At 71.2% G+C, this 12,241-nt stretch carries 9 protein-coding genes; 3 read left to right on the forward strand and 6 right to left on the reverse strand.

Annotation, left to right across the window (positions count from 1 at the left end; all coding sequences use genetic code 11):
• Window positions 1–118: 118 nt before the first annotated feature.
• Window positions 119–1,336, reverse strand: coding sequence for an AI-2E family transporter (locus Q0283_RS08955; RefSeq protein WP_298044273.1), 1,218 nt, complete (start codon window positions 1,334–1,336; stop codon window positions 119–121).
• 114 nt (window positions 1,337–1,450) lie between these two features.
• Here Q0283_RS08955 and cls point away from each other — a divergent pair, with 114 nt between their 5' ends.
• Complete coding sequence (gene cls, locus Q0283_RS08960) at window positions 1,451–2,929, forward strand: cardiolipin synthase (RefSeq protein WP_298044275.1); 1,479 nt, start codon at window positions 1,451–1,453, stop codon at window positions 2,927–2,929.
• 117 nt (window positions 2,930–3,046) lie between these two features.
• Here cls and acnA read toward each other — a convergent pair whose 3' ends face one another.
• The 3 genes from acnA to Q0283_RS08975 form a co-directional block, all read right to left on the reverse strand.
• Window positions 3,047–5,746 (reverse strand): aconitate hydratase AcnA, encoded by a 2,700-nt coding sequence (gene acnA, locus Q0283_RS08965; protein ID WP_010143314.1) that lies wholly within the window; start codon window positions 5,744–5,746, stop codon window positions 3,047–3,049.
• 280 nt (window positions 5,747–6,026) lie between these two features.
• Window positions 6,027–7,484, reverse strand: a complete 1,458-nt coding sequence (locus Q0283_RS08970) for a class I SAM-dependent RNA methyltransferase (protein WP_298044276.1) — start codon at window positions 7,482–7,484, stop codon at window positions 6,027–6,029.
• A 13-nt stretch (window positions 7,485–7,497) separates the two neighbouring features.
• Entirely contained in the window at window positions 7,498–9,588 is a 2,091-nt protein-coding gene (locus Q0283_RS08975; RefSeq protein ID WP_183526425.1) for an APC family permease, read from the reverse strand.
• A gap of 96 nt (window positions 9,589–9,684) precedes the next feature.
• Here Q0283_RS08975 and Q0283_RS08980 point away from each other — a divergent pair, with 96 nt between their 5' ends.
• Entirely contained in the window at window positions 9,685–10,395 is a 711-nt protein-coding gene (locus Q0283_RS08980) for a TrkA family potassium uptake protein (protein ID WP_183528398.1), read from the forward strand.
• Complete coding sequence (locus Q0283_RS08985; protein WP_183526428.1) at window positions 10,392–11,126, forward strand: TrkA family potassium uptake protein; 735 nt, start codon at window positions 10,392–10,394, stop codon at window positions 11,124–11,126. The genes Q0283_RS08980 and Q0283_RS08985 overlap by 4 nt, the downstream gene beginning before the upstream one ends.
• Here the strand turns inward: Q0283_RS08985 and Q0283_RS08990 are convergent.
• Entirely contained in the window at window positions 11,102–11,851 is a 750-nt protein-coding gene (locus Q0283_RS08990) for a DUF3159 domain-containing protein (RefSeq protein WP_183526431.1), read from the reverse strand. The genes Q0283_RS08985 and Q0283_RS08990 overlap by 25 nt on opposite strands.
• Window positions 11,844–12,119 (reverse strand): hypothetical protein, encoded by a 276-nt coding sequence (locus Q0283_RS08995; protein WP_298044278.1) that lies wholly within the window; start codon window positions 12,117–12,119, stop codon window positions 11,844–11,846. Before Q0283_RS08995 ends, Q0283_RS08990 begins: the two co-directional genes overlap by 8 nt.
• Window positions 12,120–12,241 lie beyond the last annotated feature (122 nt).

Genomic DNA, 12,241 nt, shown 5'->3' on the forward strand with positions numbered 1-12,241 from the left:
TGACGCGGAGGGACCCCTCCCACGAGGCCGGGGAGCCGGGGAAGGCCCGGGACCCAGCGCCCCGGGGAAAGTACGCCTCAGCTGCTTCCCTCATCGTACTATGCGCACGCGGGCCCGATCAGGCGGTCGGCGCGGACGGTGTCGGGCCCCGCCGGGGACTGGTGCCGCGACGGGCCGTTCCGGTGCGACGGGCTGTTCCGGTACGTCGGGCCTCGGCCCGCCTCGATGTGCGGGCCGTCCTCGCCGCGGCCTCCTCGGACCTCAGGATCTCCCGCGTCTCCGCCGTGGGGCCGATGACCGGGCGCAGCCAGTGGGCCTCCGGGTTGGCGTCCACCAGCAGTGCCTTGACCAGCAGGGTGAGCGGGATCGCGAGGATCGCGCCGACCGGACCGGTCAGCGCGGCCCAGAGCAGCACCGAGAAGAAGGTGACGGTCTGGCTCAGGGAGACGGCCTGCCCGACCACCCGGGGCTGGACGATCGACTGCACCACCCCGTTGATGACGCCGTAGACCACGACGACCCAGACCACGGTCGGCCAGCCGCCGACGAGGAAGCCGAAGACGATCGGCGGGATGATCGCGAAGAAGTAGCCGATGTTCGGGATGAAGCTGCACAGGAAGGCCAGGAGCCCCCAGAGCAGGGCGGCGGGCACCCCCATGATGTACAGCGCGGTCGCGTTGAGCGCACCCTGCGCCACGCCGAGCACCGTGGTCACCACCATGTAGCGCCGCACGTTCGTGGCGTAGTCGCGCAGCGCCCGGACCAGGTCCGGCCGTCGCTCACTGAGCTGGCGCAGGATCGTCCGGGCGTAGGCGGCATCGGCCGCCATCAGGATCATCATGGTGAGCACGATGACGAGCGCGCCCGTGATGCTCGCGACGCTTCCGAGGGCGCCGGTGATGGCCGCGGCGATGCTGCCCGGGTCCAGGCCGCCGACGAACGACTGGATCTGGGCCTGCCCGATGCCGAGCCTGGTCAGTGCGGCGGCGATCTGGGCACCGATCTCCTGGAACTGTGAGGCGTACGTCGGCAGCATCGCCACGAACTGCGCGAAGGCGATGATCAGCGTGTACGTGAACACGGCCAGCAGCGCGAACACGACGAGGATGACCGAACCGGTGGCCAGCCCCGACGGCACCCCGAGCCTCTCGAGGCGGCCGCGCACGGGGCTCGCGCAGATCACGAGCACGAGGGTGAGCAGCACGGGGGCCAGGATGTCCCGGATGCCGTGGATCCCCGCGCCCACGACGACGGCGGCAGCTGCGCCGAGGAGGATGATCGTCCCCCGGGGGTAGCGGCCGGTGCGGCCGTCGAGGCGCGGACCGGTGCTGCTCATCGCGACCTCGTCTCGTGCTCGAGTGGTATCGCCAGAGTAGGTACGGCGCCGCGCGCGGTCATCATCCTGATCGGGTGATGTAGCGCCTCGGCGTCCCCCGCTATCGTCGGCGGAATGGAGCCGCAGCAGGGGACGGTGCTCATCGCAGTGGTCCTCGTCGCGGTCGACCTGGCCATCCGCATCGCCGCGCTCATTGTCATCCCGCGCGACCGCAAGCCGACGGCGGCGATGGCGTGGCTGCTGGCGATCCTCCTGGTCCCCTACCTCGGCATCCTGTTCTTCCTGCTGATCGGCAGCCCGAAGCTGCCGCGGAAGCGGCGCGCGAGGCAGGCCGAGGTCAACCGGATGATCGCCGCCGGGGTGCGGGACGTGCACCTGGTGCCCGAGGCGGTCAGGGCCCGCCGGCCGGCGTGGTTCGACGGGGTGGTGGAGCTCAACCGGGCACTCGGCGCCGTGCCGGCCGTGGGCGGCAGCCGGGCGGAGCTCGTCGGCGACTACGCCGGTTCGCTGGTCGGCATGACGGCCGACATCGACAGCGCCACCAGCTTCGTGCACGTCGAGTTCTACATCGTCTCGTACGACGTGGCGACGAGGGACTTCTTCCGGGCGATGGAGGACGCCGTCGCCCGCGGTGTGGTGGTGCGCCTGCTCCTGGACCACGTCGCCTCGGTCCGCGCCCCCGGGCACCGCGAGACCGTCGCGGAGCTCGACCGGATCGGGGTGCAGTGGTCGTTCATGCTGCCCGTGCGGCCGCTGAGGGGACAATGGCAGCGCCCCGACCTGCGCAATCACCGCAAGCTCGTCGTGGTCGACGGCCGGATCGGCTGGATGGGCTCGCAGAACCTGGTCGACCGCAGCTACAACCTGGCGAAGAACCTGCGGCGCGGGCTGCAGTGGCAGGACCTGATGACCAGGACCACCGGCCCGGTGGTCAGTGGCCTCAACGCGGTCTTCCTGACCGACTGGTACTGCGAGACCGACGAGGTCCTGGACGGCGAGCACGTCGCCGCCCCCGCCGTCGGGTTCGACGACTCGCCGGCGGCGCTGGAATGCCAGGTGGTGCCGAGCGGGCCCGGCTTCGAGTACGAGAACAACCTGCACCTCTTCCTCGCGCTGCTCTACTCGGCCCGCCACCGGGTCATCATCACCAGCCCCTACTTCGTGCCCGACGAGGCGATGATGTACGCCATCACGTCCGCCTGCCACCGCGGTCTCGAGGTGCACCTGTTCGTCTCGGAATGGGGTGACCAGGGGCCGGTCTTCCATGCCCAGCGCTCCTACTACGGCGCGCTGCTGCGGGCCGGGGTCCGCATCTTCCGGTACCCCGCGCCGTTCATCCTGCACGCCAAGCACCTCTCGATCGACGACGACACCGCCGTCATCGGCTCCAGCAACATGGACATCCGGTCCTTCGCCCTGGACCTCGAGGTGTCGCTGCTCGTGCGCGGGGCCGGCTTCGTCGAGCAGATGCGCGGCGTCGAGGACGGCTACCGCGAGATCAGCCGGGAGCTCACCCTGGCCGAGTGGGAGAGGGAACCGCTGCGCTCCACCGTCCTGGACGGGCTCGCACGGCTCACCTCCGCCCTCCAGTGACGGTCCCGCGTCCGCCCGGGACGTGTCCGGACGACGAAGGACCGGGACCCGCTGGGGGTCCCGGTCCTCTCGCTCTCGGCGGGCCGGCGTCGGGGCCGGCCTCACCTCAGGGCGATGTCACTTGCCGGCGATCTGGCGCAGCACGTACTGCAGGATGCCGCCGTTGCGGAAGTAGTCCGCCTCACCGGGGGTGTCGATGCGCACGGTGGCGTCGAACTCGGTGACCTTGCCGTCCTCGGCCGTCGCGGTGACCTTGACGGTCTTCGGGGTGGTGCCCTCGTTCAGGGCCGTGATCCCGGTGATCGAGAAGGTCTCGGTGCCGACGAGCCCGAGGGTGTCCGCGTTCTGGCCCTCGGGGAACTGCAGCGGCAGCACGCCCATGCCGATGAGGTTCGAGCGGTGGATGCGCTCGAAGGACTCGGTGATGACGGCCTTGACGCCCAGCAGCGCCGTGCCCTTGGCGGCCCAGTCACGCGAGGAGCCGGAACCGTACTCCTTGCCGGCCAGCACCACCAGCGGGGTGCCGGCGGCCTGGTAGTTCTGGGCGGCGTCGTAGACGTAGGCCTGCGGGGCGCCGTCCTGGGTGAAGTCGCGGGTGAAGCCGCCTTCCACCCCGTCCAGCAGCTGGTTCTTGATGCGGATGTTCGCGAAGGTGCCGCGGATCATCACCTCGTGGTTGCCACGACGGGAACCGTAGGAGTTGAAGTCCTTGCGCTCCACGCCGTTGGCCAGCAGGTACTGGCCCGCCGGGGTGTCCGACTTGAAGGAACCGGCCGGGGAGATGTGGTCGGTGGTCACCGAGTCGCCCAGCTTGAGCAGCACGCGGGCGCCCTCGATGTCCGAGACCGGCTCCGGGCTGGCCTTCATGCCCTCGAAGTACGGGGGCTTGCGGACGTAGGTGGAGTTCGGGTCCCAGGCGAAGGTGTCGCCCTCGGGGGTCTCCAGGGCCTGCCAGCGCTCGTCACCGTCGAAGATGGTCCCATACTGGTGGGTGAACATCTCGGTGTCGATCGAGGCGTCGATGATCTGCTGGACCTCGGTCGGGTCCGGCCAGATGTCCTTGAGGTAGACGTCGTTGCCCTCGGAGTCCTGGCCCAGCGGGTCGTTCTCGAAGTCGAAGTCCATGGTGCCGGCCAGGGCGTAGGCGACCACCAGCGGCGGGGAGGCCAGGTAGTTCATCTTCACGTCCGGGTTGATGCGGCCCTCGAAGTTCCGGTTGCCCGAGAGCACCGAGGTCACGGACAGGTCCTGGTCCTGGATGGCCTGCGAGATCTCCGGCTCCAGCGGGCCGGAGTTGCCGATGCAGGTGGTGCAGCCGTAGCCGACGATGTGGAAGCCCAGGGCCTCCAGCGACGGGATCAGGCCGGACTTCTCGTAGTAGTCGGTGACCACGCGCGAGCCCGGGGCGACGGAGGTCTTGACCCACGGCTTGGAGGTCAGGCCCTTCTCGACGGCGTTGCGCGCCAGCACGGCGGCGGCCATCATCACCGAGGGGTTCGAGGTGTTGGTGCAGGAGGTGATCGAGGCGATCGACACCGCGCCGTGGTCCAGCTCGAACTGGCGGCCGTCCTGCATGGAGACCGGCACGGTCTTGGACGGACGGCCCGCACCGGCCTCGTCCTCCGAGGCGTAGTTGTGGATGTCCTTGCGGAACTGGTCCTTGGCGTCGGTCAGCTCGATGCGGTCCTGCGGACGCTTCGGGCCGGAGATCGACGGCACCACGGTGCCCAGGTCCAGTTCGAGGTACTCGGAGTACTGGACCTCCTTGGACGGATCGTGCCAGAGGCCCTGTTCCTTGGTGTAGGCCTCGACCAGGGCGATGTTCTCCTCGGAGCGGCCGGTCAGGCGCAGGTAGTCCAGGGTGACCTGGTCGATCGGGAACATGGCGGCGGTGGAGCCGAACTCCGGGGACATGTTGCCGATGGTGGCGCGGTTGGCCAGCGGCACGGAGCCGACGCCCTCGCCGTAGAACTCGACGAACTTGCCGACCACGCCGTGCTGGCGCAGCATCTCGGTGATGGTGAGGACCACGTCGGTGGCGGTGGCTCCGGCGGGGATGGAACCGGTCAGCTTGAAGCCCACGACGCGCGGGATCAGCATGGACACCGGCTGGCCGAGCATGGCGGCCTCGGCCTCGATGCCGCCCACGCCCCAGCCCAGCACGCCCAGGCCGTTGACCATGGTGGTGTGGGAGTCGGTGCCGACGCAGGAGTCCGGGTAGGCACGCAGCACGCCGTCGACCTCGCGGGTCATCACGGTGCGGGAGAGGTTCTCGATGTTGACCTGGTGGACGATGCCCATGCCCGGGGGGACGACCTTGAAGTCGTCGAACGCGGTCTGGCCCCAGCGCAGGAACTGGTAGCGCTCACCGTTGCGCTGGTACTCGATCTCCATGTTCCGCTCGACGGCGTGGTCGTTGCCGAAGGAGTCGATCTGCACGGAGTGGTCGATGACGAGCTCGGCCGGGGCGAGCGGGTTCACGCGCGTCGGGTCGCCGCCGAGGTCCTTGATGGCCTCGCGCATGGTCGCCAGGTCCACCACGCAGGGGACGCCGGTGAAGTCCTGCATGATGACACGGGCCGGGGTGAACTGGATCTCGGTGTCCGGCTGGGCGTTCGGATCCCATGAGGCCAGGGCCTTGACCGACTCGGCGGTGACGTTGGCACCGTCCTCGGTGCGGAGCAGGTTCTCCAGCAGGACCTTCAGGGAGTAGGGCAGCTTCTCGGCACCCTCCACCTTGTTGAGCCGGAAAATCTCGTACTCGGCTCCATTGACGTCCAGGACGCCCTTGGAGCCGAAGCTGTCAACAGTAGTCACGGAGGACTCCTCTTCCCGCCCTGCGTCAGGGCGATTGGCCGGTCTTGAGTGCCATTGCCGCGCCTACCGGCTCTCCCGGCACCGCGTACGGGCGATGCCGGACCGGTGGCGACGGCCAGGTGCCCGTCCTGGGCCGGCGGTCTGTCGACACCGTCACAGGGGGCTCGCCGACCATCCTATCCCGAAGGGCGGCCCGTCATCCGTCCATTCACCGGCGGTGACACGGCTTTCTTGACGGCCCGTCAGGGATTCCTGACACGGTGGACGGACGCCGCGGGCGTCAGTGGCGGACCAGCAGCGCGACCGATTCCATGTGGTGCGTGTCCGGGTAGAGGTCGTAGACGTCCGCGGCCTCCACGGACCAGCCGGCCTGGTTCAGCAGGCCCAGGTCACGGGCGAACGAGGCCGGGTCGCAGGACACGTACACGATGCGCTTGGGGTCCAGCCGGTGGATGCGTTCCACGGCGGTCTTGCCGGCTCCGGCGCGGGGCGGGTCGAGCACCACGGTGTCCACGTGCCGGGAGCCCAGGCCGCACTCGTTCACCGGCGCCGCCGGATCCCTCAGCCAACCACCCAGGATCCGGTCGGTCAGGCCGTTGAGCACGGCGGCCTGTTCGACCCCGTGCAGGTTCCGCCGGGCGTCGCGGCTGGCTCCCGGGGAGGCCTCCACGGACAGCACCAGTCCCTGCGTCCCGACGGCGTCGGCCAGGTACGCGGTGAACAGACCGGCCCCGGCGTACAGGTCAGCGATGACCTGTCCGGGCTGCGGGTCGGCCGCCTCGAGGACGGCGTCCACCAGCATCTGGGGAGCCGCCCGGTGGACCTGCCAGAAGCCGTCCCCGGTGATCCGGTAGGTCTTCCTCCCGCCGATCCGGGACTCCACCACCTCCTGCGTCCAGGTGCGCCCCCGCAACCGGTGCAGCGTGGGCCGGTCCCCGGGCCGCTCCGGCGGGCCCATCAGGACCACGGAGGTCCCCTCGGGCAGCCGTGCCGTCTGGCGGTGCATCCGGCCGCCGAGCTGGGCGATGTCCGCTCCCTCAACCGGTGTCAGCACCACGAGCGAGGGCTGGCCGTCCGCGGGGGTGGCGACCTCCACGCGTTCGATGCCCGTGAGGTCCAGTTCCCACAGCTTCAGGGCGTCCAGTCCCGGCACGCCCAGCGGCATGTTCCGCACCGGGACCAGGACGGTGGAGCGGTGGGCGTGCATGGCGAGCCGGCCGGTGGGGGTCACGGCGAAGGAATTGCGGGTGCGCCAGTGCAGTCCCGAGGGGTCGTCCCCCGGGGCACCGGTGACGTGGACGTCGAGCTGGATGCCCGCGATCCTGGCCACCGTGTCCCGGAAGACCTGTGCCTTGAGCCGGCGCTGGTGCGGAAGCACGATGTGCCCGAATTCGGCCCCGCCCACCGGCAGTCGCCCGGCGGCATGGGCCCGCAGCGAGTCCGCGAGCTTCCACTGGTGGGTGCGGCGGAACTCGGAGCCCTGCAGGACCTCGACGGCGTCTGCACGCCAGAACCGGGCGCCCTCCCCCGCCTCGGTGACGAGGGCCCGGACCACCTCTCCGGGAATCGCGTGGCGGACGAAGACCACCCGGCCGTCGTACCGGGCCACGCAATGGCCGCCGTGCGCCATGGGGCCGGCCTCGAGTTCGAGCAGCTGGGGCACGTCATAGGCTCCGGAATCGTCGTCCACGGGCCGTAGGGCTCCGTCGAACCTGCTGGTGTCCCGGGTACTGGTCATCCTCGACGTCCTCTCAGCGGTCGTGGGCACCCGCGTCGAGGGGGCCGGTCTCGCCGACCCTCGACGCACTGTCCTTCACCGAAGACTCTACTGGGCCGGGTCCAGTCCCCGGCGGGATCGCCTCGGATTCAGGTAGCGGTCGCGTATCCGCACCCGGCCCCTGCCTGCGGGAAAGCTGCCACGGGACGGATGCGACCATCACCCCGGGCTCCCGGTGCAACCGCTCCTTGATGCGCTGTGTGGTGCGGTTGTGCAGCAGGGACTGCCAGCCGCGGGCCACGACGTACTCGGGGATGTAGACCACCACCAGGTCCCTCGGGGAACTGCGGCGCAGCGTGCGGAGGTGGCGGATCAGCGGCTCGGCCATCTCCCGGTACGGGGAGGCCAGCACGGTGACCGGGACGGGCAGCTGCAACCGGTCCCATTCGGCCAGCAGCCTCCGGGTGGCGGCCTTGTCCAGGTCCACCACCACGGCCTCGAGGCTGGACGGCCGCGACGCGCGGGCGTAGGCCAGGGCGCGCAGCGTGGGGCGCTGCACGCTCATCACCAGCACCAGGGCGTGCACGCGGGAGGGCAGCGCGCGGGCGTCCTCCGCGGGCGTGAGGTCCAGTTCCGCGGCGACGGCGTCGTAGTGGGCCCGGATGCGGGCCATCACGGAGACCATGACGGCGATGGCCAGCAGGGCCACCCAGGCACCGTAGGTGAACCGGGTGACCAGGACCACCACGGCGACCAGTGCCGTCACGGCGAGACCGACCAGGTTCACCGCCCGCCGGAGCCGGACCGTCTGGCGCGGCCGGCCGCCCGGGGTGTGGGCGAGCTGGCGGGTCCAGTGCCGCACCATCCCCAGCTGGCTGACGGTGAAGGACAGGAAGACGCCGATCACGTACAGCTGGACCAGCAGGGCCGTCTGGGCCCGGAAGGCCACCACCAGGACCAGCGCGGCCAGGGTGAGCAGGACGATCCCGTTGGTGTAGCCGAGCCGGTCCCCGCGGGTGAGCAGCTGACGGGGCAGGTAGGCGTCCCGGGCGAGCCGGGAGGTCAGCTCCGGGAAGGACTTGAACGCCGAGTGCCCGGCGAGCAGCAGCAGCACGGCGACCAGCAGCACCAGGGCACCGGACAGGAGCCCGCCCTGCCCGAACACCGCGTTGGCGAGCTGGGCGAGCACCGGGTTCTGGACGTAGTCTGCCGGGACCTCTCCCCCGCCGGCGGTGCGCAGGGTGGCGGGATCCAGGACGAAGACCACGTCCGTGCGGTCGGCCAGGTACATCACCCCGAGGGTGGAGGCGCCGGCGAGCAGGCCCATGGCCAGCATGACGAACCGCGCGGTCCGGATCCGCGGCTGTGCCATGGCGTCCACGTTGGCGGCCGGGACCTCCACGCCCGTGGCGAGCGCTGAACCGGACGAGAAGGCGCGCACCGCCAGCACCGCCACGGCCAGTCCGCCCAGCCCCTGGGCGAACGCCGGGTCCGGGACGGGTTCCACGTCCGCGGACCGGGCCGCGCCGAGGGTGCCGGTGAGGTCCTGGACGAGCCCGCTCACCAGCATCCCGAACAGCAGGGTCAGGAACAGGTAGACCAGCACGGCGGGGAGCAGCCGGCCCCGGCCGGCTCCGCGGATGTTGGCCAGGGCCAGGACCACGACGCCGACCACGGCCACCCACAGCTCGGCTCCGGTCAGCACCGGGAACACGGCCGCCAGGTAGTGCGCCATGGCCGCCACCGAGACGGCCACCGTGAACACCAGGTCCATCATCATGGCCGCCCCGACCGTGACCCCGGCCCAGGGGCCGAGGTTGGCGCGGGTGATGGCGTAGTCCCCGCCCCGCGGATAGGCGCTGATGGACACACGGTAGGACAGCACGATCAGCAGCATCACGGCCACCACCACCAGGCCGATGTCCGGGCCCATGGCCAGGGCCGCCGTGCCGCCCAGGGCGAGGGTCAGCAGGATCTCGTCCGGGGCGTAGGCCACGGAGGACAGGGCGTTGGCGGAGAACACCGGCAGCGCCACGGCACGCCCCAGGGGCCGGCTGCGCTGCCGCTCGGTGTCGTAGGGCCTGCCGACCAGCAGTCGGCGGACCGGCTCGAGGATCCTGGGCACGGCTCAACCGTACATCCGGTCACCCCGGGGTGAGGCCGCGTGGCACACTGGACTCGCCGTCGCTCGGGCGGCGTCCTGACGCAGGAGGGAGGCCGGATGGCCCACTACGTGATCATGGGGTGTGGCCGCGTGGGGTCCTCCCTGGCCCTGACCCTGGAGCGGGCGGGCCACTCGGTGGCCGTCGTGGACCAGGACGAGCACGCCTTCCGTCGTCTCGGGCGTCACTTCGGCGGACAGCGGGTGACCGGCGTCGGCTTCGACCGGGACGCCCTGACCCGGGCCCGGGTCCAGGACGCCTACGCCTTCGCGGCCGTGTCCTCGGGGGACAACTCGAACATCATCGCCGCCCGGGTGGCCCGGGAGACCTTCGGCGTGGAGCACGTGGTCGCCCGGATCTACGATCCCGGCCGGGCCGAGATCTACCAGCGACTGGGCATCCCCACCGTGGCCGCCGTGCGCTGGTCCACCGACCAGGTGCTGCGGCGCATCCTGCCGGACACCGACCTGGCCGGTGACTTCCGCGATTCCTCCGGGCGCATCGTCATGGCCGAGGTCCATGTCTCCCCGGCCTGGATCGGCCGGCCCCTGACGGAGCTGGAGTCGAGGGCGCGGGTGCGGATCGCCTTCGTCACGCGATTCGGGGAGGGCATCGTCCCGGGGCCCGAGACCCTCTACCAGCAGGGCGACATCCTGCACGCCGTGATGGACGTCGCGGGACAGGACGAGGCCGAACGGGTCCTGGCCGCGGGGCCGGGCCTCGAGGCCGGTCCGGACGTCCAGGACGACCAGGACGGGGAGCGGTCATGAAGGTGGTGATCGCCGGTGCCGGCGCCGTCGGGTCGTCCATCGGCCGCGAGCTGCTGGCGAACGGGCACGAGGTGCTCCTGGTGGACCAGAAGCCGGAGGTGGTGACCCGCTCGGGCCTGCGCGGGGTGAAGTGGCTGATGGGTGACGCCTGCGAACTGGCCGTGCTGAAGGAGGCCCACCTGGAGACGGCGGACGTCCTGGTGGCCGCCACCGGTGACGACAAGTCGAACCTCGTGGTGTCCCTGCTGGCCAAGTCGGAGTTCGGCGTCGGCCGGACCGTGGCACGGGTGAACAATCCCAAGAACGACTGGCTCTTCGACGAGTCCTGGGGCGTCGACGTCGCGGTGTCCACGCCCCGCATCATGACCGCGCTGGTCGAGGAGGCCGTGGAGACCGGGGACCTGGTGCGGTTGCTGACCCTGCGCTCGGGCCGTACCACGCTGGTGGAGTTCACCGTCCCGGCCGGTCACTGGATGCAGGGGCGCCGGCTGGGTTCGGTCTCCTGGCCCGCGGACGTCTCCGTGGTGACGATCATCCGGGACACCCGGCCCATCACCCCGAGCGACGACGACGTGCTGGAGGTGGCCGACGAGCTGTTCTTCCTCGCCACCGAGGAGTCGGAGGCCCGGCTGCGGGACCTGCTGGTCCCCGAACAGGAGCGCCAGGCGCGGGCCGCCCGACGTCCCCGCCGCGGGGCCGCCCGCGATCAGGCCGGCGCCGAGGGTCCCTGACCCGGGTGCTCCAGCCGGTCCTCGTCGGCCGGTGAGCGGCCGGCCGGGGCGGAGACCAGCCAGCCCAGCCACAGTGCGAGCGCATACAGGGGCAGGCCCATCACCAGCCGGGCCGTGCCGAGCGCCGTCAGCAGCTCGGCCGCGTACAGGGGCACCTGAACGAGCAGTCGCAGGGCCAGGGCCGTGACCAGGAACCAGGTCGCCAGGGCGTAGCGCCGTCGGCGTCGTGGGTCCTTCTGCCAGGCCACGCCCTCGCCGCGGATGATGCCGAAGACCAGTCCGAGCAGCGGCCAGCGCACCAGTACGGACACCGTCAGCACCAGGATGTAGACCGCATTGGTGAGGAAGCCCCAGAGGTAGTAGTCCCGGGCCTCCCCGGTGTTCAGGGCCACCACCACGCACAGGGCGACGGCCGCGAGGCCGGCCAGTGCCTGCACCGGGCTCTGGCGCTGGGCGAGCCGGACGACGCTGAAGACCGCGGCGACGGCCACGGCGGCGATGCCGGCACCCCAGAGGTGCTGGGTGGTGATGAAGGCCACCAGGAACACCGCCGAGGGGACCACGGACTCGAGCAGCCCCCTCCATCCGCCGATGGTCGCCAGGACGTCCAGGGATCCGTCCTCGGTGGTCGCGGCCATCGAGCCGACCCGGCGCAGCGCCGCGTCCACCGGGTCCGCCGGGCGGCCGTCCTCCTCAGGGGTGTCCGGGTGTCGGGGATCAGTCATGGTGCGCACCTGCCAGCAGTTCGTAGCGCGGGTTGAAGACGGTGGGCACGCCGTCATGGTCTGCCCGGAAGCCCTCGACGTGCAGCCACCGGCCGGGCTCGATCCCGGGGACGGACCGCTGCCCGATCCAGACGAGCCGGATCCGTTCACCGGTCCCGGACACCTGTCCGGGGCCGGCGGGCTGGGTCACGAGGTCGGCGGCGAAACGGGCCGGGGCGCCGCGGCCGGGACGCCGGACGTTGTCGACCATGCCGTCCCGGCGCACCACGGTGCCATGGGACGGCCCGGCTCCGGTGCCACCGATCAACGGACCTCCGTGATCTCCGGGCCGCGTTCCGGCGGCCGCTGGGCCGGAGCCGGCTGGCCCCCGGGGTCCGGCTGGGCGCGGCG

The organism is uncultured Citricoccus sp. (assembly GCF_937871995.1).
Taxonomy (GTDB): domain Bacteria; phylum Actinomycetota; class Actinomycetes; order Actinomycetales; family Micrococcaceae; genus Citricoccus.